The organism is Kitasatospora sp. NPDC056731, assembly GCF_040687675.1.
Lineage (GTDB): Bacteria > Actinomycetota > Actinomycetes > Streptomycetales > Streptomycetaceae > Kitasatospora.
Window position 1 is genome coordinate 184,869 of the sequence record NZ_JBFBNR010000013.1, and the last position, 24,697, is coordinate 209,565.

25 protein-coding genes are annotated in these 24,697 nt (G+C 73.4%); 9 read left to right on the forward strand and 16 right to left on the reverse strand.

Features of this window, described 5'->3' with window-relative positions; genetic code table 11:
• Window positions 1–38 precede the first annotated feature (38 nt).
• Complete coding sequence (locus tag AB0R04_RS16650; RefSeq protein ID WP_363371722.1) at window positions 39–593, forward strand: hypothetical protein; 555 nt, start codon at window positions 39–41, stop codon at window positions 591–593.
• A gap of 13 nt (window positions 594–606) precedes the next feature.
• Here AB0R04_RS16650 and AB0R04_RS16655 read toward each other — a convergent pair whose 3' ends face one another.
• A complete protein-coding gene (locus tag AB0R04_RS16655) occupies window positions 607–1,635 on the reverse strand; it encodes a DMT family transporter (RefSeq protein ID WP_363371724.1) in 1,029 nt (342 codons plus the stop codon).
• Between the two features lie 249 nt (window positions 1,636–1,884).
• A complete protein-coding gene (locus AB0R04_RS16660) occupies window positions 1,885–2,550 on the reverse strand; it encodes a CatB-related O-acetyltransferase (protein WP_363371727.1) in 666 nt (221 codons plus the stop codon).
• 94 nt (window positions 2,551–2,644) lie between these two features.
• On the opposite strand from AB0R04_RS16660, the gene AB0R04_RS16665 reads away from it, so the two are divergent.
• The 3 genes from AB0R04_RS16665 (at window position 2,645) to AB0R04_RS16675 (ending at window position 4,671) form a co-directional block, all read left to right on the forward strand.
• Window positions 2,645–3,379: a TetR/AcrR family transcriptional regulator gene (locus tag AB0R04_RS16665; RefSeq protein ID WP_363371730.1), complete on the forward strand. Its 735-nt coding sequence runs from the start codon at window positions 2,645–2,647 to the stop codon at window positions 3,377–3,379.
• An 85-nt stretch (window positions 3,380–3,464) separates the two neighbouring features.
• Window positions 3,465–4,163, forward strand: a complete 699-nt coding sequence (locus AB0R04_RS16670) for a peptidylprolyl isomerase (protein ID WP_363371732.1) — start codon at window positions 3,465–3,467, stop codon at window positions 4,161–4,163.
• Window positions 4,164–4,308: 145 nt separating this feature from the next.
• Entirely contained in the window at window positions 4,309–4,671 is a 363-nt protein-coding gene (locus AB0R04_RS16675) for a MazG-like family protein (protein ID WP_063348152.1), read from the forward strand.
• A gap of 54 nt (window positions 4,672–4,725) precedes the next feature.
• Here AB0R04_RS16675 and AB0R04_RS16680 read toward each other — a convergent pair whose 3' ends face one another.
• The 6 genes from AB0R04_RS16680 to AB0R04_RS16705 form a co-directional block, all read right to left on the reverse strand.
• Window positions 4,726–6,015: a geranylgeranyl reductase family protein gene (locus AB0R04_RS16680; RefSeq protein ID WP_063351195.1), complete on the reverse strand. Its 1,290-nt coding sequence runs from the start codon at window positions 6,013–6,015 to the stop codon at window positions 4,726–4,728.
• 134 nt (window positions 6,016–6,149) lie between these two features.
• On the reverse strand, window positions 6,150–6,845 hold the full coding sequence (locus tag AB0R04_RS16685; protein ID WP_363371734.1) for a demethylmenaquinone methyltransferase: 696 nt from the start codon (window positions 6,843–6,845) through the stop codon (window positions 6,150–6,152).
• Window positions 6,846–7,062: 217 nt separating this feature from the next.
• Window positions 7,063–7,650 carry a hypothetical protein gene (locus tag AB0R04_RS16690; RefSeq protein ID WP_159398455.1) on the reverse strand — a complete coding sequence of 196 codons (588 nt, stop codon included), beginning with the start codon at window positions 7,648–7,650 and terminating at the stop codon, window positions 7,063–7,065.
• A gap of 247 nt (window positions 7,651–7,897) precedes the next feature.
• Window positions 7,898–8,530 carry a hypothetical protein gene (locus AB0R04_RS16695; RefSeq protein ID WP_363371737.1) on the reverse strand — a complete coding sequence of 211 codons (633 nt, stop codon included), beginning with the start codon at window positions 8,528–8,530 and terminating at the stop codon, window positions 7,898–7,900.
• A gap of 16 nt (window positions 8,531–8,546) precedes the next feature.
• The gene (mqnC, locus tag AB0R04_RS16700) at window positions 8,547–9,767 is read right to left on the reverse strand and encodes a cyclic dehypoxanthinyl futalosine synthase (RefSeq protein WP_063348156.1); all 1,221 of its coding nucleotides are present in this window, start codon (window positions 9,765–9,767) and stop codon (window positions 8,547–8,549) included.
• A 175-nt stretch (window positions 9,768–9,942) separates the two neighbouring features.
• A complete protein-coding gene (locus tag AB0R04_RS16705) occupies window positions 9,943–10,845 on the reverse strand; it encodes a menaquinone biosynthesis protein (protein ID WP_063348157.1) in 903 nt (300 codons plus the stop codon).
• 368 nt (window positions 10,846–11,213) lie between these two features.
• Here AB0R04_RS16705 and AB0R04_RS16710 point away from each other — a divergent pair, with 368 nt between their 5' ends.
• On the forward strand, window positions 11,214–11,417 hold the full coding sequence (locus AB0R04_RS16710) for a cold-shock protein (protein ID WP_052580872.1): 204 nt from the start codon (window positions 11,214–11,216) through the stop codon (window positions 11,415–11,417).
• A gap of 292 nt (window positions 11,418–11,709) precedes the next feature.
• On the opposite strand, the gene AB0R04_RS16715 is transcribed toward AB0R04_RS16710, so the two are convergent.
• A complete protein-coding gene (locus AB0R04_RS16715; RefSeq protein ID WP_363371738.1) occupies window positions 11,710–13,056 on the reverse strand; it encodes a dicarboxylate/amino acid:cation symporter in 1,347 nt (448 codons plus the stop codon).
• Window positions 13,057–13,479: 423 nt separating this feature from the next.
• On the opposite strand from AB0R04_RS16715, the gene AB0R04_RS16720 reads away from it, so the two are divergent.
• Window positions 13,480–14,688 (forward strand): MFS transporter, encoded by a 1,209-nt coding sequence (locus AB0R04_RS16720; RefSeq protein WP_363371740.1) that lies wholly within the window; start codon window positions 13,480–13,482, stop codon window positions 14,686–14,688.
• A 92-nt stretch (window positions 14,689–14,780) separates the two neighbouring features.
• Here AB0R04_RS16720 and AB0R04_RS16725 read toward each other — a convergent pair whose 3' ends face one another.
• The 4 genes from AB0R04_RS16725 to AB0R04_RS16740 all read right to left on the reverse strand — a co-directional run bounded on the left by AB0R04_RS16725 (window position 14,781) and on the right by AB0R04_RS16740 (window position 18,318).
• The gene (locus AB0R04_RS16725) at window positions 14,781–15,986 is read right to left on the reverse strand and encodes a LacI family DNA-binding transcriptional regulator (protein WP_363371743.1); all 1,206 of its coding nucleotides are present in this window, start codon (window positions 15,984–15,986) and stop codon (window positions 14,781–14,783) included.
• A 29-nt stretch (window positions 15,987–16,015) separates the two neighbouring features.
• The gene (locus AB0R04_RS16730; protein ID WP_363371744.1) at window positions 16,016–16,360 is read right to left on the reverse strand and encodes a DUF4229 domain-containing protein; all 345 of its coding nucleotides are present in this window, start codon (window positions 16,358–16,360) and stop codon (window positions 16,016–16,018) included.
• Window positions 16,361–16,497: 137 nt separating this feature from the next.
• Entirely contained in the window at window positions 16,498–17,025 is a 528-nt protein-coding gene (locus AB0R04_RS16735; protein WP_063348161.1) for a GNAT family N-acetyltransferase, read from the reverse strand.
• Between the two features lie 45 nt (window positions 17,026–17,070).
• Entirely contained in the window at window positions 17,071–18,318 is a 1,248-nt protein-coding gene (locus AB0R04_RS16740; protein WP_363371781.1) for an MFS transporter, read from the reverse strand.
• Between the two features lie 277 nt (window positions 18,319–18,595).
• Between AB0R04_RS16740 and AB0R04_RS16745 the strand changes: the two genes are divergently transcribed.
• Complete coding sequence (locus AB0R04_RS16745) at window positions 18,596–19,567, forward strand: helix-turn-helix domain-containing protein (RefSeq protein ID WP_063348163.1); 972 nt, start codon at window positions 18,596–18,598, stop codon at window positions 19,565–19,567.
• A gap of 502 nt (window positions 19,568–20,069) precedes the next feature.
• Here AB0R04_RS16745 and AB0R04_RS16750 read toward each other — a convergent pair.
• Entirely contained in the window at window positions 20,070–20,543 is a 474-nt protein-coding gene (locus AB0R04_RS16750; protein ID WP_063348164.1) for an ATP-binding protein, read from the reverse strand.
• 639 nt (window positions 20,544–21,182) lie between these two features.
• Here AB0R04_RS16750 and AB0R04_RS16755 point away from each other — a divergent pair.
• Both AB0R04_RS16755 and AB0R04_RS16760 read left to right on the forward strand, forming a co-directional pair.
• Window positions 21,183–21,854 (forward strand): sigma-70 family RNA polymerase sigma factor, encoded by a 672-nt coding sequence (locus AB0R04_RS16755; protein WP_363371749.1) that lies wholly within the window; start codon window positions 21,183–21,185, stop codon window positions 21,852–21,854.
• The gene (locus AB0R04_RS16760; protein ID WP_363371752.1) at window positions 21,851–23,086 is read left to right on the forward strand and encodes a zf-HC2 domain-containing protein; all 1,236 of its coding nucleotides are present in this window, start codon (window positions 21,851–21,853) and stop codon (window positions 23,084–23,086) included. The genes AB0R04_RS16755 and AB0R04_RS16760 overlap by 4 nt, the downstream gene beginning before the upstream one ends.
• A gap of 33 nt (window positions 23,087–23,119) precedes the next feature.
• Here the strand turns inward: AB0R04_RS16760 and purU are convergent, their stop codons facing one another.
• Together purU and AB0R04_RS16770 are read right to left on the reverse strand one after the other, a co-directional pair.
• Window positions 23,120–23,995, reverse strand: coding sequence for a formyltetrahydrofolate deformylase (gene purU / locus AB0R04_RS16765; protein WP_063348167.1), 876 nt, complete (start codon window positions 23,993–23,995; stop codon window positions 23,120–23,122).
• A gap of 160 nt (window positions 23,996–24,155) precedes the next feature.
• A complete protein-coding gene (locus AB0R04_RS16770) occupies window positions 24,156–24,590 on the reverse strand; it encodes a hypothetical protein (protein ID WP_363371755.1) in 435 nt (144 codons plus the stop codon).
• Window positions 24,591–24,697: the final 107 nt, after the last annotated feature.

Below are 24,697 nucleotides of genomic sequence, written 5' to 3' on the forward strand. Positions count from 1 at the left end.
AGCGGCCGGAGGGCCGGCCGCGAAGGGAGTTCACCACCATGTCGAAGCTCGCGATCAACGCCCGGACCACCACCCGTCCGGCCGTCCCGCCCGCACCACGCTGGGCCGAGTTCGCCGCCAAGGCCACCGTGCTGACCACCGTTCCCTCGGGGCTGTGGCGGATCGCGTTCGGCTTCGGCGTCCCGGTCGGCTTCACGGGTGCCACCGCCGCACGGTACGCCGAGCACCAGCCGGGCTGGGGCACGGTCTACGTCGTGGTGCTGAGCGCCCTGGCCGAAGCGCTGGCCTTCCTGACCGTCGGGCTGGTCCGGCCCTGGGGCCAGCTGGCGCCGCGCTGGATCCCGCTGATCGGCGGCCGGGCGGTGCACCCGCTCGCCGCGATCGTTCCGGGCGCGCTGGGCTCGGCGTTTCTGACCGTGCTCGGGATAACCGCGGCGGTCGGCGGCTGGAGCCGGAACATGGCGGAGCCGGACTCCCCGCACGGTGCCGCCGGCCTGGTGATGACCCTCGCCTACCTGCCGCTGGTGGCATGGGGTCCGCTGCTCGGCGCGGTCACCATCGACTACGCCCGTCGGACGCTGAGTCGCCGGTGACCACCACAGCGGATCACACCGGGGCCGGCTCCGGGCCCCGCTCCCCGACCCCGGTCGCGGACTCGGCAACAACAGATCCAGCGGCCTCGGACTCGACGACCTCGGACTCAGCGGCTTCAGTCTCCCCGCGCCGGACGGGGGCGGGAGCGGTGACGGGAGCGGCGACGGGAGCGGTGCGGCGACCCCACTCGGTGGCGACCACGACCAGGGCTCCGCCGACCAGGGCGAGCGGCCCCATCCGGTTCCCGGCGATGGTGATGCCGAAGACGGCGGCCCACAGCGGTTCGGTGCCGAGCAGCAGACTCACCCGGGACGGCGAGGTGGCGCGGACAGCCCACATCTGAACGAAGAAGGCGAACAGCGTGCACAACAGGGACAGGTGCAGCAACCAGGCCCACTGGCCGGGCCCGTACGAGCGGGCGACGGCCCACGGCGACGGCCCTACGGCTGGCGCGACGGCCGCGAACACGGCGGTCGCGACGGCGAGTTGGACCCAGGTCAGGGCCAGCATGTCGGTTTCGCGGACGGCGCGGACGCGGGCCGTCGCCAGGACGAAGGCCGAGCGAACCAGGGCAGCTCCCAGCACCAGCAGGTCGCCGAGCGAAGGCGGGCGCAGCCCGCCGTCCCCGGTGAGCAGGGCGACGCCGAGCACGGCCAGCGCGGCGGCCGCGAGGAAGGCGCGGGGCGGTGCCGTCCGGCTGAGGACGCTCTCGCCGAGCGGGGTGAGCACCATCGCGAGGCTGATGATCAGCCCGGCATTGGTGGCGGAGGTGTGCACGGCGCCGTACGTCTCCAGCAGGAAGATCCCGCTGAGCACCAGCCCCAGTGCACCGCCGCCCAGCCACTCGGCGCGGCTCAGCCTCCGTAGAGCCGGCCAGGCGACCATCCCGAGCAGCGGCAGCACCAGCCCGAACCGCAGGACCAGCATCGCCACGGCCGTCCCGGGCTCCGCCACCCGCTGGACGGCGAGGAAGCTCGACCCCCACACCACCGCCACCAGGAGAACCGGCAGGTCGCGAAGGGCCGATGAGGACGAAGACATGGACAGGGAGGCACGCATGAGTCAGATCCCTCCGAACGAACGGAACCGGCGGGGCGCGAGTACCGTACGGCGTCGGACGGACCCTGGAGCTGGGCGAAGGGCACAGCTATCGACGGGGCTGAGCATGGAGCAGGGGGACGCCATCCTCCCGCACCGGCCCACCCGTGATCAACGCCCTGCCATAACTCGCTGGATCTCCGGAGGGCTCCAGCCTCCCCGGGGCCAACGTCCCTTCCCAGGCCCGGCAGGTCAGCGGGCGAGCAGGCCGTTCGCCGCAGCGATCTCCTCGATGTCGGCCGGGGTCCCGGACATGATGGCGGGGACGTGCTCGGTGACGAGCTCGACCGGCCAGTCCCACCAGGCCGCACGGAGCAGGCGCTCGACGTCGGCGCCCTCGAAGCGGCGCCGGATCGGCCGGGCGGGGTTGCCGCCGACGATGGTGTACGGCTCGACGTCAGCGGTGACCATCGCACCGGCCGCGATGATCGCGCCGTCACCGATCCGGACGCCGGGCAGGACGGTGGCGCCGAAGCCGAACCAGACGTCGTTGCCGATCACGGTGTCGCCCCGACTGGGCAGGCCGGTGACGAGGTCGAGGGTCCGCTCGGTCCACTCGCCGCCGAACATCGTGAACGGGAAGGTGGACACGCCGATGGTCGGGTGGGCGGCGCCGGCCATCAGGAAGCGGGCCCCGGTGGCGATCGCGCAGTACTTGCCGATCACCAGCCGCTCGGGTCCGTAGGCGTAGAGGACGTTGCGCTCCTCGAAGCGGGTGGCCCCCTCGGGGTCGTCGAAGTAGGTGTACTCGCCGACCTCGATCCGCGGGTCGGTGACGAGCGGGCGCAGCAGGACGACCCGGTCGTGGCCGGCGAGCGGATGCAGGGCAGTGGGGTCGGGAATGGCGGTGGCGGTCACGCAGGCTCCTCTCGTAACGCGACCAAAGTCGCATTACGATGAGCATGGCACGACCGCCACACCGCAGCAAGCCTTAACGCGACTGGAGTCGACTTTGAACGAGAACACCCCGGAGCCGACCCACCCCGCCACCACCGCACAGCCCGCCACCACCGCACCACCCGCGACGACTCACCTCGAAACGACCCACCCCGAGCCCCGCACCCCGACCCCGCGCCCCGGCGGCCGCAGCGCCCGGGTCCGGGAGGGGGTGGTCGCCGCCACGCTCGCCGAGGTCACCGAGAAGGGGTACGACGACCTCACCATCGAGGCGGTCGCGAGCCGCTCCGGCGTCCACAAGGCGACGCTGTACCGGCGGTGGGGCGGAGTGGACGGCCTGGTCGCGGACGCCCTGACCGCCTCGGCAGACCAGCCCTGGCCGCTGCCCGACACCGGCGACCTCCGCGAGGACCTGCGACTGATCACCCGGGAGGTGTTCACCGTCTTCACCGATCCCGACCTGGGGGCCACCCCCACCGCGCTGATCTTCGCCGCCCAGCGCTCCGACACCGGCGCGACCGCCCTGCGCGCCTTCTTCGCCTCCCGTCACCGCCAGGCCGCCGAGGTCGCCGAACGAGCCGTCGCCCGAGGCGAGTTGCCCACCGGAACCGACGGTGCCGAGGTGGTTCGGGCCGCCACCGCCCCGCTCTACTACCGGCTGTTCGTCACCGGCGAGCCGCTGGACGCCCGCACCGCCGAGCGGGCCGCCGACGCCGCCGCACTGGCCGCCCGCGCCGGACTGTTCACCCTCGCCCCCCGGGCCAACCCCGTTCCCCCGGAGTCCTCCTGACCCTCCACCCGCCCGACGGGGCCTGAACCCCACCGCTCCCTACCGCCCCCTACCGGATCGCCGCCCCGGCATGGATGATGGCGCCATGCCAACCCCGCCGTCCACCACCCTTCGGAAGGCCCGTCACGTGAAGCGCGCACCCTGGGCTCTGCTCGCCGTCGCCACCGTCCTCCCGCTCACGGCGAGCACCGGCACCGCCGTCGCGGACACCACGCCGCCCGCGCCCGCCTGCACCTACACGCCCGCGGTGCCGGCCGACAACTTCAAGGGCATCCCGGTCTTCGACGCCAAGAAGGCCGCCCAGCCCTACCGCGCCACCCTGCGCACCAGCCAGGGCGCGATCACCTTCCAGGCGTTGACCGACAAGGCGCCCTGCACCACCTTCTCGTTCCGTTTCCTCGCCGAGCACGACTACTTCGACCGCAGCCACTGCCACCGCCTCACCACCCAGCGGCTCTACGTCCTGCAGTGCGGCGACCCGACCGGAACGGGCAGCGGCGGGCCCGGCTACTCCTTCCCAGACGAGAACCTGACCGGCGCCACCTACCCGGCCGGCACCGTGGCGATGGCCAACGCTGGTCCGAACACCAACGGCAGCCAGTTCTTCTTCGTCTGGAAGGACACCAAGCTCTCCCCCGCCTACACCCCGTTCGGCCGGATCACGGCGGGCCTGGACGTGCTGCAGAAGATCGCCGCGGGCGGCGAGGACGACCAGAACAACCCCGGCGACGGCTTCCCCACCCTCCCCGTGAACATCCGCCACGTGAAGATCAGCACCCGCTGACCGGGAGCCCGCCCCTCACCGTCCGCCCCTCACCGCCAGCCCCTCACCGTCCGTGCCTCACCGCCCGCCCCCACGCCGTTCCCGTGCGTCGGCAGCGCCTCCCGTACGGTGGCAGCACCAACGACACCGCACGGGAGCAGCGCGCATGGACAGCCGGATCTGGGAGAGCGTGGACCACCTCGTCGCGTGGCTCGACGAGCAGGGCACGCAGTCGCCCCGGGAGGAGCGCCTGCTGCGGATCCTCAAGCTCTCCGAGGAGGTCGGCGAGGTCGGCGCCGCGGTGATCGGCGCCACCGGCCAGAACCCGCGCAAGGGCGTCACCCACAGCTGGGAGGACGTCCAGCACGAGCTCTGCGACGTCGTCTTCACCGCCCTCGTCGCCCTCCGGACGCTCACCCCCGACGCGGCCCGGGTCTTCGCCGACCGCCTCGCCTACGTCGAACAGCGCTCCGCCGCCTCCCGCCGCCCGGCGGACGGGGAGCGGAAGGCGGCGGAGGAGACGCCTTGAGGTCCTGGAAAGGACCGGGGGGCCGGGGGGACCAGAAGGAAGGCCCCGGGCCCGCTACGCGTTGGGCGCAACCTTCGCGAGGCCGTTGATGATGCGGTCCATCGCGTCGCCGCCCTGCGGGTCGGTGAGGTTGGCGAGCATCTTGAGGGTGAAGCGCATCAGCATCGGGTGGGTGAGGCCGCGCTGGGTGGCGATCTGCATCACCTTGGGGTTGCCGATGAGCTTCACGAAGGCGCGGCCCATCGTGTAGTAGCCGCCGTAGACGTCCTTGAGGACGCGCGGGTAGCCCTGCAGAGCGCGCTCGCGCCCGGTCTCGGTGACCCGGGCGTGGGCCTGGACGATGACGCCGGCGGCGATCTGGCCGGATTCCATCGCGTAGGCGATGCCCTCGCCGTTGAACGGGTTGACCATGCCGCCCGCGTCGCCGACGAGCAGCAGGCCGCGGGTGTAGTGCGGCTGCCGGTTGAAGGCCATCGGCAGCGCGGCGCCGCGAATCGGGTCGGTCATGTTCTCGGGGGTGTAGCCCCACTCCTCCGGCATGCCGGCGCACCAGGCCTTGAGCACCTCGCGCCAGTCGAGTTCGCCGAACGCGGGCGAGGAGTTGAGGATGCCGAGGCCGACGTTGGAGGTGCCGTCGCCCATGCCGAAGACCCAGCCGTACCCGGGCAGCTGCTTGCGCTGGCCGCCGCGGGTGTCCCACAGCTCCAGCCAGGACTCCAGGTAGTCGTCGTCGTGGCGCGGCGAGGTGAAGTACGTCCGGTAGGCGACGCCCATCGGGCGGTCCTCGCGGCGGTGCAGGCCCATGGCGAGCGAGAGCCGGGTGGAGTTGCCGTCGGCGGCGACCACCAGCGGGGCACGGAAGGTGACCGGCCGCTTCTCGTCGCCGAGCTTGGCGGTGACGCCGACGATCCGGCCGGTGCGCTCGTCCAGGACGGGCCCGCTGACGTTGCAGCGCTCGTAGAGCCGGGCGCCGGCCTTCTCGGCCTGACGGACCAGCAGCTCGTCGAAGTCGGCGCGCTTGCGGACCAGGCCGTAGTCGGGGAAGGCGGACAGCTCGGGCCAGTCCAGCTCCAGCCGGACGCCGCCGCCGATGATGCGCAGGCCCTTGTTGTGCAGCCAGCCGTTCTCGGTGGAGACGTCGATGCCCATGTCCACCAGCTGCTTGGTGGCGCGGGGGGTGAGGCCGTCGCCGCAGACCTTCTCGCGCGGGAACGCGGTCTTCTCCAGCAGCAGCACGTCCAGCCCGGCCTGGGCGAGGTAGTACGCGGTGGTGGACCCGGCCGGACCCGCGCCGACCACGATGACGTCGGCCGTGCTCTCGACCGGGCTGTCCGGCTTCGTCAGATCGGCTGCGGTCTCGGACACGGTGGACACTCTCCTGGAGCTGCGGCTGTGGGGACGGCGGCTTTTGTCTCCGGCAGTCTAGTTCCGTCCCCGCCGCCGGAAACGACCACGCCCCCATCCCGCCGGTGCAGCGGCTACCCGAGCTTGTACGCCCGGTGCAGCGCGACGATGCCGCCGGTGAGGTTGCGCCAGGCGACCTTGGACCAGCCGCTCTCCTGCAGCCGGGCCGCCAGCTCGGGCTGGTCGGGCCAGGACCGGATGGACTCGGCGAGGTACACGTACGCGTCCGGGTTGCTGCTGACCGCGGTGGCGACCGGCGGCAGGGCGCGCATCAGGTACTCGGTGTAGACCGTCCGGAACGGCGTCCAGGTCGGGGTGGAGAACTCGCAGATCACCAGCTTGCCGCCGGGCTTGGTGACGCGCTGCATCTCGCGCAGCGCCGCGTCGGTGTCCTGGACGTTGCGCAGCGCGAAGGAGATCGTCACCGAGTTGAAGGTGCCGTCCGCGAACGGCAGCCGGGTGGCGTCGCCGGCGGTGAGCGGCAGCTCGGGGTGGCGGCGCTTGCCCTCGACGAGCATGCCGACGGAGAAGTCGCACGGAACGACCTGCGCGCCGGCCTCGGCGAAGGGCAGCGAGGAGGTGCCGGTGCCGGCTCCGAGGTCGAGCACGAGGTCCCCCGGTCCGGCGGCCACCGCCTCGGCCACCGCCCGGCGCCAGGCGCGGGCCTGGCCGAGGGACAGCACGTCGTTGGTGCGGTCGTACTTGGCCGCGACGTCGTCGAACATGGCGGCGACTTCGTGCGGCTGCTTGTCCAGAGAGGCTCGGGTCACGCCCCCATTGTTCACCCTGGCGCCGACAGCCCGACCAACGGGGCACGCCGCGGGGCGTCCGCACCCGCCGCACGGGCCCCGCCGCACAGACCCGTCCACCCGGCACCCGTCGCACGGACGTCGCCGCGCGCCCCCGCCGCCCAGCGCCCCCGCCCAGCCCACCGGCGCCCCGCCCGGCCCACCGGCGCTACGCGCCCCGCCGGTGCTGCGCGCCCCGTCAGTGCTGCGCGCGCCGCCCGCCCGCGCGCCGCCGGCGCCGGGAGCGCTTGCCGTGGGTTATCGCGGGCATCCCGTCGGCCAGCGCCCCGGTCGCCAGTGCGACGGTGGTGGCCAGCCGGCCCTGCCCGGCGCGGACCGCGAGCGCCCGCCGGTGCCGCCGGATGCGCAGCACGCAGATCACGAACATCCCGACCGCGACCGGCACGCTGAACCGGGCCAGGCCGACGCCGACCGGCTGCGGGTAGGTGTCGCCGCAGATCCGCACCGCGCCCGGGTCGTCGGCGGCGTGCTCCAGGCAGATCGGGTCGCCGATCCTGGCGCCGTCGGCGAGCGGCAGCGCGGCCGCGGTGTGCGACTGGCCGGACGCCCGGTAGCTGACGGCGCTGTAGGAGCCGCCGCCGGTGGGGAGCTGGGTGACGACGCCTTCGACTCTCACGGGGTGGGCGCCGATCCGGTCGGCCTGGTCGGCCTGGCGCCAGCCGAGCAGGCACATGCCGACGGCCAGCACGGCGCTGAGCACGGCGGCGAGGTACCAACCACGGCCCATCCGCGGGGATCGCGGCGGGGGGACGGTCGCGGATCGCATGGTTCCTGTCCTGGCTTGCCTTCGGGGCCTGGGACACGGCCCCGCCACCCGCGGGCACGGGCGGTAGGTGGTGAGGGTACGGAGTGAGCTGTCCGGGATCGTATCCGCTGGCGGGCCCTCAGGTCACGGCGAAGGGGGAATCACCCCACAGAGTGGACAGTGGAGTTCGGCGGCACACGAAGGAAGTGCCGTACGCCGCAAGGAAGTCCGACTACTGGCGAGTACGTCGCCCGGTTCCCGGCCTCGTTCAGCGTCGCCGGTACACCAACCGCCCGCCCAGCACGGCGGCCAGGCAACCGCCCGGCGATGGCTGGGCGAAGCCCTCCCCAACGGCCGGGAACACCGCGAAGTCGGCCCGGCCGCCCGCCGCCACCCGGCCGTGCACGGCCGCCGCGAGCGGCAGCACCGACAGCGGGTCCAGCGGGCCGTCCGTCGCGTCCGGGGCACCCGGCAGCGCGACCAGCCCGGAGCGCGCCACGGCCGTGCGCACCGCGGCCCGCTCGAACGGCCCGGCCACCGCCGTCACCCCGAACCCGAGCATCCGTTGCAGCCCGCGCCGGGCGCTCGCGCCGCAGCGCCCCTCGTCGGCGGAGCCCGTCAGCCCGTCCGCGACCGGTTCGACGCCGATCTCCTCGCGCGGGTCCGGGTGGTAGGCGTGTTCCAGCAGCCGGTGCCCGTACGGGTTGCGCAGCCCCGGCGTGAGCACCGCGGCGCCCCAGTCCCGCAGTCGCGCCCCCGGGTGCGCGGCGGCCAGTTCCCGGTACGGTCCGACGGCCTCGACGCGGTCGCCGCGCACCAGCACCGCCCCGTCCGGGAGGGACGGGGCGGTGGGGTCGGCCGGGTCGGGCAGCACCAGGGCCGCCCGGTGCAGGGTCAGCACGGCGGTGCCCCGGGCCTCAGTTGTCCAGGATCTTCAGCTCGGGGTGCGCGGTGCCGCCCTCGATCGCCGTGGAGGCGATGTGCGAGGCGACCCGCGGGTCCACCGGGTCGTTGGCCGGGTCGTCCAGCACCCGCAGGTGCTCGTACGTGGTCGCGCGCTGCGCCGGGACGCGGTCGGCGGCCCGGATGAGGTGGATCAGCTCGGTGAGGTTGGAGCGGTGCTTGGCACCGGCCGCCGAGACGACGTTCTCCTCCAGCATGACCGAGCCGAGGTCGTCCGCACCGTAGTGCAGCGACAGCTGGCCGGCCTCCTTGCCGGTGGTGAGCCAGGAGCCCTGGATGTGGGCGATGTTGTCGAGGAACAGGCGGGCGATCGCGATCATCCGCAGGTACTCGAAGACGGTGGCCTGCGTCGAGCCCTTCAGGTGGTTGTTCTGCGGCTGGTAGGTGTAGGGGATGAACGCCCGGAAGCCGCCGGTGCGGTCCTGCACATCGCGGATCATCCGCAGGTGCTCGATCCGCTCGGCGTTGGTCTCGCCGGTGCCCATCAGCATGGTGGAGGTGGACTCCACGCCGAGGCCGTGCGCGGCCTCCATGATCTCCAGCCAGCGCTCGCCGGACTCCTTGAGCGGGGCGATCGCCTTGCGCGGCCGCGCGGGCAGCAGCTCGGCGCCGGCGCCGGCGAAGGAGTCCAGGCCGGCCCGGTGGATCCGGGTGATGGCCTCCTCGATCGAGACGCCCGAGATCCGGGCCATGTGGTCGACCTCGGAGGCGCCCAGGGAGTGGATCACCAACTGCGGGAAGTCGGCCTTGATGGCCGAGAACGCGCGCTCGTAGTACTCCACGCCGTAGTCCGGGTGGTGGCCGCCCTGGAACATGATCTGGGTGCCGCCCAGTTCGACGGTCTCGGCGCAGCGGCGCAGGATCTCGTCGAGCTCGCGGGACCAGCCCTTGTCGCTCTTCGGCGGCACGTAGAAGGCGCAGAACTTGCACGCCGTCACGCAGACGTTGGTGTAGTTGATGTTGCGCTCGATGATGTACGTCGCGATGTGCTCGGTACCGGCGTAACGGCGGCGGCGCACCGCGTCGGCGGCGGAGCCGAGCGCGTGCAGCGGCGCCGAGCGGTACAGCTCCAGCGCCTCCTCCGGGGTGATCCGGCCACCGCCGGCGGCCCGGTCGAGCACGGCCTGCAAATCGGTGCTGGGCGCATCGAGGGTGGTCGCTGCGAGCTCGGTCACCTGGCCGCCTTCTCTCTCTCGGATACTGCAGTTCTCGGCGCTGCCGCCCCCGGACGACGGGCGTCCGGGTACGGCCGAACCAGCCTACGCCAGGCCTTTCGAGCGTCCGCGTCAGCCTGCTGCCCGTCGACCCCGGAGCACCGGAGCACCGGAGCACCGGAGCGCCCCGCCGCGCTCAACCGACCGGCAGCGCCGCCGGCTCCAGCAGCCGCACCGCGACGTCCGACGCGAAGCCGCTGTCGTGCGCGACCCGGCGGGCGAACTCGGCGACACCGGCCAGCTGCCGCTCGCCGAGCGAGAAGTCGAGGGCCTCGCTGAAGTACCGCTCCAGCACGTCCGCGCCGAAGGCCTCCCAGCGGGCGGCCTGTTCGGCGACCTTGGCGGCCTCGACCAGTGAGAGGTCGCGGGACTCCAGGAAGGCCCGGTGCACGGCCGCGGTCAGCTCCGGACGGCGCTCGGCGAACTCGCGGCGCACGGCCCAGACGGCGAAGACGAACGGCAGGCCGGTCCACTCCTTCCACATCTCGCCGAGGTCGTGGACGGTCAGTCCGAGGTCGGCGGCCTGGCCGAGGTAGGCGCGCAGCGCCGGGTCGCCGATCAGGACGGCGGCGTCGGCCTCGGCGAGCATCGAGCTGAGGTCGGGCGGGCAGCTGAAGTAGTCGGGGCGGACGCCCTCGCGTTCCTCCAGCAGCAGCCGGGCGAGCCGGACGGAGGTGCGGCTGGTGGAGCCGAGGGCGACGCGGCGGCCGTCCAGGTCGGCGAGCGGCACCTTGCTGACGATGAGGCAGGACATCACCGGGCCGTCGCTGCCGACCGCGATGTCGGGCAGGACCAGCAGGTCGTCGGCGTTGCGCAGGTACTCCACGCAGGTGATCGGACCGATGTCCAGCGAGCCGTCGACGAGCTGGTCGCTCAGCTTCTCCGGGGTGTCCTTGGTGAGGTCGAGGTCCAGCAGGTTGCCGGTCCTGGCGAGGCCCCAGTAGAGGGGTACGCAGTTCAGGAACTGGATGTGGCCGACGCGAGGCCTGACCGGGGTGTGCTCCTGGGGCTCCCGCGATTGTCCGTCCGGTGCTGCCACTGCGCCGCTCCCTTGTACTGTTCGTGCGCTTTCCCGCAGCGTATGCCTGCTGTTCACAAAGGCCTGCACCGGGCACCCGACACGCGCTCGCGAGGCCTGCGGGACGCGCCTGCGAGGGCCTACGACACGCGCCGTGGGGGCCGCAGTTCACCCCTGGTCGTCACAGCGACCGCATGCTAGCGTTGCCCTCAGTTGCAGTTTGATTCCCCTTGCAGTACTTGAAGCCTGCGGAGCATGTAACCGCGGGCTTTTTGTAGTTTTTCAGCAATATCGAAAAACTTCGGACTCGTCCGGAGGCAGGGCGATCAGCGCAGCGGACCGGGTGCCACACGGTGTGGCCCCGACACGTCCCTCGCAAGGAGAACGGCATGGCCACGGGAACCGTCAAGTGGTTCAACGCTGAGAAGGGCTTCGGCTTCATCGCCCAGGAGGGCGGCGGCCCCGACGTCTTCGTCCACTACTCCGCCATCAACGCGAGCGGCTTCCGCTCGCTGGAGGAGAACCAGGCGGTGAACTTTGACGTCACCCAGGGCCCGAAGGGCCCGCAGGCGGAGAACGTCACCCCCATCTGACCATCCTCTGATGTTCTGATCGCTCGGGACCCCAGCGGGTCCGTCGGCGGCTCCCGACAGCCGTCACCATGAGCACAAGAGCAACACCCAAGGGGGCCCGCCCAACCGGCGGGCCCCCTGCCTTTTCCCCTGGCCTTTCCACCGCCCCTTTTCCCCTGACCGCCGCCCCGGGGAGCAGCACACGAGCCCGCGCCGGTGCCATCGCCCCCGCGCCCCCGCAGCACGCACAAGGGCCCGCCCCCGCACCGGGAAACGGTGCGGGAGCGGGCCCTTGTCGCCGAGCCGGCGGGGATCAGGCGGCCACCGGGGCCGCCTTGTCCGCCTGCGCCGGGATGACGGCCGACGGCGCGTCCTCGTACAGGTCGCCGGAGGGGCGGTTGTAGGCGGCGACGTCGAGGATCTTCTCCCGCGAGGCCACCAGGACCGGCACCAGCACCTGGCCCGCGACGTTGGTCGCGGTGCGCATCATGTCGAGGATCGGGTCGATGGCGAGCAGCAGGCCGACGCCCTCCAGGGGCAGGCCCAGGGTGGAGAGGGTGAGCGTCAGCATGATGATCGCGCCGGTGAGGCCCGCGGTGGCGGCCGAGCCGACGACCGAGACGAAGGCGATCAGCAGGTAGTCCCGGATGCCGAGGTCGATGTTGTAGACCTGGGCGACGAAGATCGCGGCGATCGCCGGGTAGATCGAGGCGCAGCCGTCCATCTTGGTGGTGGCGCCGAACGGCACGGAGAAGGACGCGTACTCGCTGGGGACGCCGAGGCGCTCGGTGACGCGGCGGGTGACCGGCAGGGTGCCGACCGAGGAGCGCGAGACGAAGGCCAGCTGGATGGCGGGCCAGGCGCCCTTGAAGAAGTTGACCGGGTTCAGGCCGGCGGCGAACTTGAGCAGCAGCGAGTAGACGACGAACAGCACCAGCGCGCAGCCGACGTAGATGTCGAGGGTCAGCGTGGCGAAGGGCTTGAGCAGGTCCCAGCCGTACTTGGCGACGGACTTGCCGATCAGGCCGAGGGTGCCGAGCGGGGAGAGCCGGATGACCCACCACAGGGCGGTCTGGGTCAGCTCCAGGACGGACTCGCTGAGCTTGAGGACCGGCTCGGCCTTGCTGCCGAGCTTGATGATCGCCGCGCCGACCACGACCGCCATGAAGACGATCTGCAGGACGTTCACCTTGGCGAAGGCGTCGACGATGTTGGTCGGGAAGATCCCGGTCAGGAAGTCGATCCAGGTGCCCTTGGAGTCGAGCGCCTTGAGGCCGTCGGTCTTGAGGTTGGTGCCCTGGCCGGGGTTGGTCAGCAGGCCCAGGCCCAGGCCAACGGCCACCGCGATCAGCGAGGTGATCATGAACCAGAGCAGCGTGCGGGTGGCCAGGCGGGCCGCGTTGGTGACGTTGCGCAGGTTGGCGACGCTCACCACGATCGCGGTGAACACCAGCGGCGGGACGGCCAGCTTGAGCAGCTGGACGAAGATCTTGCCGATGGTCTCCAGGGTGGTGGCCAGCCAGGAGATGTCGGCGGCGCGGGCCAGGTAGCCCAGGCCGACGCCGAGCAGCAGGCCGCCGACGATCTGGACCCAGAACGGGGTCTTGCGGATTCTCGCGAGCACGGACGGCGACGGGGTCGCCTCGGGCGCTGTGGACATGACGGTGCGGCTCCGGGGGAGGGCGTTGCTGACGGTGGGGTGTGGCGGAGGAGGCGGCACGGCGCGCGGGCCGGGTGGGGAGGTCCCGGCCCCCGGTCAGGGGCGTGCCGCCGGGATACAGCTCGTGGCGCGACAACGGCGCGGGCTGTCCACAGCACCGGTCAGAGCGCACGGGCGGGCGGCGCCGGGCAGCGAGCCCTGGCCGTTCTTCCGCGATGCGTCTGAGGTGGTCATGGCCGACACATTAGCAGCAAAGGTTTGAGATGTTCAAAGTAGTTGTTTGAGGTTGGAGTGGGATCCGGACACGAACGAAGCTGACGCACCATCAGATCATCCTCACCGACCCGATTGACCGCTGAGCGGTTATACGTATAACTTTGACGGCGTCCCCGCCCTCGCCTGCCCAGACCGGAGAAGACGCCGATGGGCTACCTCGCCCTGCTCCGCGCCCCCCACGTCAGCCGCCTGCTCCTCGGCACCCTGCTCGGCCGCCTGCCCGCCGGCATGACCGCCCTGGTGATCGCCCTCGCCCTGCGCGAGGCCGGCGCGCCGTACGGGCGGATCGGACTGGCCACCGCCGCCTACGCGATCTCCGCCGCCGTCGGCGGGCCGGTGCTCGGGCGGATCGTGGACCGCACCGGGCAGCCCCGCGTCCTGCTCGCCTCCGCCGTGCTCGCCGGCGGCGGGTACGCGCTGCTCGCCCTCGCCCCCGGCTCCGAGATCGCCGCCCCGCTCGGCGCCTCGATCGCCGGGCTCGCCATGCCCCCGCTCGAACCCTGCCTGCGCTCGCTCTGGCCGGACGTGGTGGAGGAGGAGCAGCTCGACACCGCCTACGCCTTCGACTCCGCCTCCCAGCAGATCCTCTACGTGGCCGGCCCGCTGGCCGTCGCCGGGATCGCCGGCCTGTTCAGCCCGGTCGCCGCGCTCTGGATGGCCGCCGGACTGGGGCTGGCCGGCGCGCTGATCGTGGCCACCACCGCCCCGGCCCGGTCCTGGCGCGCCCCGGCCCGCGCACACTCCGCCGGGCTGCTCGGCCCGCTACGCTCCCCCGGCCTGGTGCTGCTGCTGGTCGGACTGGCCGGGGCCGGCTGGGCGGTCGGCGCGCAGAACGTGCTGTTCATCGCCTACGCCGAGCACCACGCCGACGCCCTGCCCGGTGGCGCGGGCACCCTGCTGGCGCTGGCGGCGCTCGGCGGCCTGCTCGGCGCGCTCGCCTACGGCGCGGTGAAGTGGCGCAGCAGCACGGCCACCCGCACCTGGGTCATGGCGCTCGCGATGGCCGCGTCCTACCTGCCGCTGGTACTGCTGCCCGGACCGTACCCGATGGCCGCGCTGGCCTTCCTCTCCGGGATCGGGCTGGCGCCGCTGCTGGCGGCGGCGTTCGTGCTGGTCGCCGAGCTGGCGCCGACCGGGACGGTGACCGAGGCGTTCGCCTGGCTGGTGACGCTGTTCGCGACGGGCAACTCGCTCGGCTACGCGGTGTCCGGCAACCTGGCCGAGGACTCGCTGCGGCCGGTGGCGCTGTGCGCGGCGGGCGGGATCGCCCTCGGTGCCTTGCTGCTGTTCGGTGCCCGTCGCTGGTTCCACCCGGTGCCGTCGGTGCAGCCGGTGCAGCCGGTGCCGGTGGGCTGAGGCCCCCCACAGACGACCGCGCCCACCGGGGTCTGGCCGGCGGGCGCGGTCTTTCGTTCTCCCCTACTACTGCCTACTGCTTCTCCTACTACCTACTGCTTCGCGCCCCGCCCCGGCCCGCCGACCGCCGGCGCGGTGGAGGAGCGCAGCACCAGCGAGGTGGCCAGCGGCGGGACGGGCGCCGCCCGCTCGCCGCGCAGCAGGCCCGCCAGCGCCGCCGCGCCGACCCGGCCCAGCTCCTCGCCGGGCAGGTCGACGGTGGTCAGCGGCGGGGCCAGCAGCGCGGCCACCGCGACGTTGTCCATGCCGACCACCGACAGGTCGGCCGGCACCCTCAGCCCCAGCTCCGCGGCGGCCTGGTACACCCCGGAGGCGACCACGTCGTCGTCACAGATCACCGCACGCGGGCGGTCCGGGCGCTCCAGCAGGCGGCGCGCCACGCTCCGCGCGGCCGGCTGACCCTCGTTCAGGCTCACGCCCAACTCCACGACCTCCAGGTCGAGTTCGGCGGCGACCTGCTCGAACGCGGCCTGCCGCACCCGGAACGTGTACGCGGAGTGGGTGGAGCGCAGCCGCCCGATCCGGCGGTGGCCGAGCCCGGCCAGGTGCTCGACGGCGGCGCGCATCCCGCCCGCCACGTCGAGTTCGACGGTCGGCCGGGCCCGGTCGGTGCCCGGGTCGGCGTCGAGGAAGACGGCGGGGGTGTCGGCGGGCAGCTCGCCGAGCTGGCTGTCGTCCGGGGAGCAGATCAGCAGGCCGTCGAAGCGACTGGTGGTGGCGGCCTCGGCGAGGGTGGCGCTCCCCCAGCCGGAGCTGACCACGACCGCCAGGCCGTGCCGGCCGGCCTCCTCGTGGACGCCCTCCAGCACCCGGCCGAAGAACGGGCCGAGGATGTTCGGCACCGCCAGCAGGATCATCCCGCTACGGCCGAGCCGCAGCTGCCGGCCGGCCGCCTGCGGGCGGTAGCCGAGGCTGCGGGCGGCCTCCCGGACCCGCTCCCGGGTGGCGTCGGAGACCCTGCGGCCGGCCTCGGCGCCGGAGAAGACCAGTGAGACGGTGGCTTGGGAGACCCCGGCGAGCCTGGCCACGTCCCGGCCGGTGGGCCGACGCACCGGGGCCGGCCAGGTCCCGGCCTCCGCCTCGACGGGCGCCCCCTCGACGGACGACCCCTCGACGGCCGACCCGCGCAACGCGGACGGCCCGGACGGCGGGTCGGCCGGTCCGGGCTCGGAAGCCGCAGAAGCGGAAGCGGGGTCGGGGTCGGAAGCGGAGGCGTCCGAGGCGGCGGAGTCGGGCACGGCAGCTGCGGTCGCGGGTCCGGCCGGGGTCAGCTCTGCCGGACGGCGGCCGTCCGGGCCGCCTCGTCGACGGCGTCCTCCTCGGCGTTCTGCGCGGCGATCCGCTCGGCGGTGCGGCTGCGCAGGCCGGTGACCTTGGTGGTGATCTGGGCGGACATGTCGTCGCGCTGACGGCTCAGCAGCACGTAGCTGAGCGGCGCGGACGCGATCGCGGCCAGCAGGAACAGGAAGATCACGCCGGCCTGGCCGCTGACCGGGATGATCTTGAAGTGCCCGAGCAGCAGGGCGACCAGCAGGCAGCCGAGGAAGATGCTGACCCGCAGGGAGGTGTAGCGGAGCGTGGCGTGCGACTTCTCCTGGCCGGTGCTGCTCACGGGACACATCCTTTTCACTGGTCTGGCTTTTCACTGGTTTGGGCGGGGGCCGGTCTCCCAGTGAAGCATGCCTGACGGGCGGCGCGGGGAAGGGGGCGCCCGTCCCCCGCCCGCCGCCGCCCGACCGGACCCGCCGCTCAGCGCAGGTCGAGCCAGAGAGTGATGTCGTCGCGATCGTCCCCGGGGGCGACCCGGATCGCGGCCGGCACCCGGCCGACCTCCCGGTAGCCGCAACGGGTGTAGAAGCGCTCCAGGCCCTGGCCGCCGCGCGCGGTCAGCCGCAGGCTCTCCAGGCCCCACTCCCGGGCTATCCGCTCGGCCTCGGCGAGCAGCCGGGCACCGTAGCCGCGGCCCTGGCAGTCGGGGTGCACCATGACCCGCTTGAGCATCCGCCAGTGCTCCATCAGGTCGAAGCGCATCGACTCGAAGAAGAGGACACCGACCAGCCGGCCGGTGTCACTCTCGTGGGCGACCAGCAGCCGGTCCGGGCCGTCCGGCTCGACCCCGGCGAACTGGTGGTCGGCGGTGTCCCAGACCTCGTCCTCCGTCACCGGCGCCACGAAGCCGACCGCGCCGCCGGCGTTGGTGACGTCGGCCCACAGTCGGACGACGGCGGTGCGCAGGTCCGGGTCGAGCTTCGGGTCCAGGGTGAAGGTGAGCGCCATGGTTGCGGAGCCTAGCCCTCCGGCCCGACAGGCCCCCGGCCCGCCCTACGAGAGGGCCGGGACGGGGCGGTCCGGCCGGCTGGTGCGCAGCGCCAGGCAGAGCCCGACGGCGACCACGCACAGGGCGCCGGCGCCGTACCAGGTGAGGTCGTAGTTCCCGAGCGCGTCGCGGGCCAGGCCCGCCAGCCCGGCGACGACGGCCGCGCCGATCTGGTGGCTGGCCAGCACCCAGCCGAAGACGATCGGGGCGTCCCCGCCGAAGTGCCGGCGGCACAGCGCGACGGTCGGCGGCACGGTGGCCACCCAGTCCAGGCCGTAGAAGATGACGAAGGCCAGGATCGGCGGTTGCAGCGAGCCGGCGAGCAGCTGCGGCAGCAGGAGCAGCGAGATCCCGCGCAGCCCGTAGTAGGTGACCAGCAGGATCCGGGAGTCGACCCGGTCGGTGAGCCAGCCGCTGAAGATGGTGCCGATCACGTCGAAGAGGCCGATCATGGCGAGCAGGCCGGCCGCGGTGGTCACCGGCATGCCGTGGTCGTGGGCGGCCGGGATGAAGTGGGTGCCGACCAGGCCGGCGGTGGTGGCGCCGCAGATCGCGAAGGAGCCGGACAGCAGCCAGAACGCCCGGCTCCGGGCGGCGTCCCGCAGCACCCGCAGCGAGCGGGTCAGGGCGCGGCCGTCGGCGGCGGGCGCCGGGGGCTCCTCGGTCGCTCCGTACGGGAGCAGGCCGAGGTCGGCGGGCCGCTCGCGCATCAGCAGCAGGACGGGGACGGCGACCGCGCTGGCCGCGAGCGAGACCACGATCACCGCCGAGCGCCAGCCGTGGTGCTCGACCAGCCAGGCGCCGACCGGCAGGAAGACCAGGTTTCCCGCTGCCCCGGCGGCGGTCAGCACGCCGGTGACCAGGCCCTGGCGGGCCTGGAACCAGCGGCCGGTGATGGTGGTGGCGAAGGCGCCGGCCATCGAGCCGCTGCCCAGGCCCACCAGCACGCCCCAGCAGAGCACCAGTTGCCAGGGCTCGCGCATCAGCATGGTGAGCCCGGAGCCGACCGAGATGGTCAGCAGCGCGCAGACCACCACCAGGCGCACGCCGAAACGGTCCATCAGGGCGGCGGCGAAGGGGGCGGTGAGGCCGTAGAGGGTCAGGTTGACGGAGGTGGCGCTGGATATCGTCCCGAGCGACCAGCCGAACTCGTTGTGCAGGGCGTCCATCATCAGGCTGGGCGTGGACCGGAAGCCGGCCGAGCCGAGCAGGACCAGCAGCGAGACACCGGCCACCACCCAGGCGTAGTGCACCCGGAAGCGGGTCGGACGGGCGGGGCGGACGGGTCCTTCGGGGGCGGGCGCGGGGGCGGGGGCGAAGGCGTTGCGTTCGGTCACGCGGACGAGTGTCCCGAAGCGGCGCGGCCGCGACGAGTGGCCTGAATGACAGCTTTCGCAAGAATCGGGCCACGGTCCCGGCGTACCCTGGCCCGAACCGGCCGGACTGGCCCGAACCGAACCGAACCGACCGACCCGACCGGCCGAACCGACCCAACCGGCCCGGGCGGCCGCACCACCGAAGGGGAACGGCATGGCCCACCTGGTCGCGGTACTCGCCCTCGACGGCGTGATCGCCTTCGAACTCGGCATCCCCGCCCGCATCTTCGGCGGCGCCAAGGACCCGGCCGGGCGGCCGCTCTACGAGGTCGCCACCTGCACGCTGGACGGCCGGCCGATCGCCACCAGCGCGGACTTCCGGATCAGCGTCGACCACGGGCCCGAACTGCTGGAGCGGGCCGACACGGTGGTGATCCCGGCCTCCGCCGACGCGAGCACGGCCACCGTCGACGCCGCCTTCACCCCCGAACTGGCCGCCGCCCTGGGCCGGATCCGGCCCGGCACCCGGCTGATGTCGATCTGCACCGGGTCCTTCCTGCTGGCCGCCGCCGGGCTGCTGGACGGCCGCCCGGCCACCACCCACTGGCGCTACACCCGGCGCTTCGCCGAGCTGTACCCGAAGGTGCGGCTGGACCCGGACGTGCTCTACACCGACGACGGCGACGTCCTCACCTCCGGCGGGGTGGCCGCCGGGGTGGACCTGTGCCTGCACGTGGTCCGCCGCGACCACGGCAGCGCGGTGGCCAACGCGGTGGCCCGCAACTGCCTGGTGCCGCCGTGGCGCGAGGGCGGCCAGAAGCAGTACGTCGAGGCCCCGAGCCCGGTGGACTCCACCGGCCAGGGCACCGCCGCCGTCCGCGCCTGGGCGCTGGAGCACCTGGACCAGCCGCTGGCGCTGAGCCGGCTCGCCGACCGGGCGGGCATGAGCCTGCGGACCTTCACCCGGCGCTTCCGCGAGGAGACCGGCGCCAGCCCCGGGCAGTGGCTCACCGTGCAGCGCACCGAGCGGGCCCGGCAGCTGCTGGAGCGCACGGACCTGACGATCGACCAGGTCGCCCGGGAGTCCGGTTTCGGCACCGCCGCCTCGCTCCGGCTGCAACTGCGCGGCCGGCTGGACGTCGCCCCGAGCGCCTACCGGCGAACCTTCCGCGCCGTCCCCGGGTGACCCCGGGCGGCTTCAGGTGCCCTGGACGGCTCTCGGCCGAGTGGCCGGAAAGCGCCGCCGGACGACGGCGGATCGGACGGCGGCCGGCCGCGTGCACCCCGAGCACGGCGCGGCCGGCCACCATCCAATCGCGACGCGCGGGCCCTGAACCCGCGTCGCACCCTCCGCACTCGCCAAGGAGCGCCCGCGACCGGCGGTCCACGGCCCCCTGCTGGCGTGGTCCCCCTGGACAACAGCACCGCGGCGGCGTTCGGGCGTCCCCTCGGCGTCCCCTCACTGACGGAGAGCCGCACCCAAGCGTGATCAGTCGGATACGTCACGTCAATGGGTAGTCCGAAATTCGGAATGGTTGCGTCAACTTTCGGCCGGTGATCTCCGCCAACGATCACCGGCGGGATCGGCCACGCGATCGCCTGCGTGACCACCTTCGCGACCGACCCCGGCACCGGCAGCGAACCGAGCGGACCGAGCGGACCGAGCAGGCCCCGGGCTGCCGCTGCCGCTACTGCGCCAGCGCCGCCCAGTCCACGCCCGCCAGCGGGTCCGCCGGCCGGGCGTCCGCGCCGATCTCGCACCACACCCGCTTGCCCGAGCCGTCCGGGAACCAGCCCCAGCGCTCGCAGAGCAGCTCGACCAGCTCCAGGCCGCGCCCGTTGGTGGCGTTCTCGTCCGCCCCGGCGTGCCGCGGGGCGGGGGCCGTCCGGCTGGCGTCGGCGACCTCCACCCGCAGCGGACCGGCCGGCTCGCCGCCCGCCTGGTCCTCCTCCACCGGCAGGCAGAGCCGCAGCACCGCCGGACACCCGGTGTGCACCACGGCGTTGGTCACCAACTCGGAGACCACCAGCACCACCGTCTCGGCGACCGGCGCGTCCGGGTCCACCCCGTGGTTCAGCAGCCGCGAGCGCACCCACCGACGGGCCCGGCCGACCTCGGCCGGGTCCGCCTGCACCGCCAGCTGTACCTGAAGAACCTGCACCGCTCCACCACCCGCACTCGCAGTTCGGCCATCGTCCCGATCGGGCCGGATCGTCCAGCCGGCGAACCCTCGCACATCGCCCGGTGCCACCCGGGCCCTCGGCCGGGCTCCCGCCCGGCGCTCACCCGACCTGTCCCGTCCGGGCCAACTCGTCCGGGCCAACTCGTCCGTCGCGCACTGGCCGCGACTCGATTACGCCTCAGGATGAGTGGGCGGACGGACCTCGGCAAGCGCTTCGGGCATATTCCAGCGATCGGGGGACAGCGCAGTGCATACTGTCCCGTTCACTCTCGCGAGCCTCGTACCGGCACTCGTCCGGCCCGGGCCGACCCGCCGGTCCCGCAGTGGCGAACCTACCTCCGGACGCCCCGCGCACCCGGCCCGCCACTCGCGAACCACCCGTGCGACATATGTCCAACGGCCTTCGAACAGCGGCCTCCACGGACCGCCCCGCGCACGGGCCGCCGGTACGGGCGACGACCGGGCGACACCGGGCGACACCGGGCGACGACCCGGATCGCGACCCGGATGACGATCCGCAGGCCCGGGTTCCGTTCTTCGGGGAATGCTCCCGCCGCCGACCGGCCGCAAGATACCGTTGGGTACGCCAGCGAAACCCGGGCAGGAGGGTGGTTCCCGATGGCCACCCCCGACCGCGCGCCGCGCTGGGACGAGCAGCTCCAACGCCGCCTCGCCCGCGGCGAGGAGACCGCGCTCGGCGAGATCTACGACCAGCTCGCGCCGATGGTGCACGGACTGGCCGGGCGGATACTCGCCGACCAGGCCGCCGCCGCCCAGCTCACCCGGGAGATATTCGCCCACGTCTGGGAGCACCCCGAGGACTTCGACCCCGCCCAGGGCTCGCTGCGCTCCTGGCTCGGCGCGCTCACCCACCGCCGCGCGGTCGACCGGCTGCGGGCGCGGCGGGCCGCCGAGCGGGTACCGGGCGGCCCGGGCAGCGGACTTGACGGCCCGGGCGGCGGCGAGGGCGCGGCCGAGGCGGAGATCCGCGCCGTGGCCACCGCCGCGCGCATGCAGTACGTGGTGGACTCCCTGCCCCAATCCCTGCGTGAGACCATCGCGGTGACGTACTACGACGGCCGCACCTACCAGGAGACGGCCCGGCTGCTCGGCATCAGCGAGCAGGCCGCCAAGCAGCGGATGCGGCTCGGCCTGGAACTGCTGGCCACCGAACTGGCCGAGGAGCGCGCCCGCCACGACGAGCGGCACGGCCGCGAGGACGACCGGGCCGACGACCGGGACCACCGGGACGACGCGGGCGACAGGGACGACGGGGACAGGGGCGCATGAGCGAGCGGAGCGAGCCCACCACCGAGGAGCGCCACGACGCCCTGCGCTCGCTGCTCGGCGCCTGGGCCCTCGGCGCCTGCCCGAGCCGTGACGCCGCCGAGCTGGAGCAGCACCTGCGCACCTGCCCGGAGTGCGCCGAGGAGGCCGCCCGGCTGCGTGAGGCGGCGGGCTGGCTCGCCCTGGACGAGCCGCTCGACCAGCCCAACTCGCTGCGCCAGCAGGTGCTCGACTGGTGCCTGGCCCGCCGCCCGGCCGAACTGCCCGTCCCCGCCTGGGGCATGCCGTACACCGCGGAGACGGCCAAGCTCGACGCGCTGCTGCGCGACCTCGGCCCGGAGGAGTGGCAGGAGGTGGCCGACCTGCCGTGGCACGGCGGCACCGGGCGGCTGCGTCCGGCCGAGGTGCTGTGCCATCTCGCCGCCGTGGACGGCTATCTGGCGCTCGCCCTCGGCCTGCCCGACCCGGTGCCGGCCGGCCCGGGCGCCACGCCGGCCCCGGCCGCCCGGCGGGTGCCGCCGCAGGAGCCGCCCGCGCGGCTGCCGGCGCCCCTGCTCCTGCCCCGGGTCCCGCTGCAGGGCGGGCCGTACGCCGGGATCGCCGAGCGCACCGCCCGACTGGTCGCCGACCGGGCCGACCTCCCGCCGCAGTCGGTGCGGGAGCGGTGGCGGCGGCAGACCCACGACCTGGTGCGCAGCGCCGCGCTCGCCCCGCGGGGCAACACCCCCGTCGACTACGGCTTCGCCGTGCTGCCGCTGCGCGACGCCTTCGTGGACCGCGCCTTCGAGTGCTACGTGCACGGCGAGGACGTGGCCCGCGCGGTCGCCTACCCGTACGACCCGCCGGCGCCCCAGCACCTGCGGCAGATGGTGGACCTGGCGGTCCGGATGGTCCCGCGGGCACTGGCCGACCTGCGTGCCGCCCGCGCCACCCGTCCCGAGCCCGCCGGGGCGCCAGCCCTCCCGCCCGTGGCGGACCAGGGTCACGGCCGGGGCCGGCGGCTGCGGCTGGTGATCGACGGCCCGGCGGCCGGCGAGTGGCTGATACCGCTGGACGGGCCGGAGTCGGGGCCGTCCGGCGGCGAGCCGGTGGCCTCGATGGTGCTGGACGGCCTGGAGCTCTGCCAGTTGGCCGCCGCGCACCGCGATCCGGACCGGCTGCCGGTCGGCGAGCACGGCGACCGGGCCGCGATCCGCGAGGTGCTGCACGCCCTGCCGCTGCTGTCGCGGCCGTAAACGGCCACAGCCGCTCCGACCACGCCGACCGCTCTACGCGAAGACCACCGTGCGGGTGCCGTTCAGCAGCACCCGGTGCTCGCTGTGCCACTTCACCGCACGGGCCAGCGCCTGGCACTCGACGTCCCGGCCGAGCGCGACCAGCTGGTCCGGGGTGACGTCGTGGGTCACCCGGGCCACCTCCTGCTCGATGATCGGGCCCTCGTCGAGGTCGGCGGTGACGTAGTGCGCGGTGGCGCCGATCAGCTTCACGCCCCGGGCGTGCGCCTGGTGGTAGGGCTTGGCGCCCTTGAAGCTCGGCAGGAAGGAGTGGTGGATGTTGATCACCCGGCCGGACAGCGCGGTGCACAGCTGGTCCGAGAGCACCTGCATGTAGCGGGCCAGCACGACCAGTTCGACGTCCTCCTTGGCGACCAGGTCCAGCAGCTGCTGCTCGGCGTCGGCCTTGGTGTCCCGGGTGACCGGGATGTGGTGGAACGGGACGCCGTAGCTCTCGGTCAGGTCGCGCAGGTCGGTGTGGTTGGACACCACCGCGGCGATCTCCACCGGCAGGGCGCCGATCCGGGTGCGGTAGAGCAGGTCGTTCAGGCAGTGTCCGAACTTGCTGACCATGAGGACGATCCGCATCCGCTGCTCGGTCGGGTGGATCTGCCAGTCCATCCCGAACGAGGCCCCGATCGCCGCGAAGCTGGCCCGCAGCTTGTCGGCGGTGACCGGCTCGGCGGCGGAGAAGTGCACCCGCATGAAGAACAGCCCGCTGTCCCCGTCGCCGAACTGCTGGCTGTCGATGATGTTGCAGCCGGTCATGAAGAGGTAGCTGGAGACGGCGTGGACGATGCCCTGCTTGTCGGGGCAGGACAGCGTGAGGACGTACTGGGCGCTGGCCGGCTGCTGGTCCACTGGGGGTATCCCGTCCTGAGGTCGTGGCGTTCGTGGGTGGTCCAGCGTGTCACATCCTGGACAGGCGCCGCCCCGCTGCCCGTACTGCGGGACGGCACTGCTCAGCGGCCCGGCCGAAAGCCCGACCAGGCACTCGACCGGGCGCCCGGCCGGTAGCCCCGCCGTGGACTCAGACCCGGGTGAGGATGCGCAGCACGTCCAGCGACTTGGGCACCGCGTCCGGGTCGTCCCCGTCGTTCACCGCCAGCGCGACGTGCGCCTCGCGCGCGGCCCGGACCGCCTCCGGCCAGCCGGGGTGGCCGAAGTAGGCGGAGGCGTGGGCGTCCGCGCCGACCTCGTGCAGCAGCTGGACCACGCGCAGCACCGCGACGTCGACCAGGGCGGCCTCGGCGGAGTCGCGGAAGATCGTGCCCACGTACTTCTCGGCCGACCAGTGGTCCAGCCAGGTGTCCTCGACCAGTCGGTAGACGGCGTCGGTCACGTCGCCGTACCCCTCCCGGCCGTTCAGCCAGGTCTCCTGCTGGAAACCGGGGTCGGACAACATGTGCAGCGCCGAGCGCAGTCGGGCTCGCCAGCGCCACCAGGGCAGGTCGTTGAGCGGCATGCCGTTCATCGTGCTGGAGCGGTGGCCCGGACGAGAAGTGTTTCGGGCAGACCGATGCGAAGAATCTGTGCTGGCGGACATGGAGAACGATCGTACGTTCCCTGTCC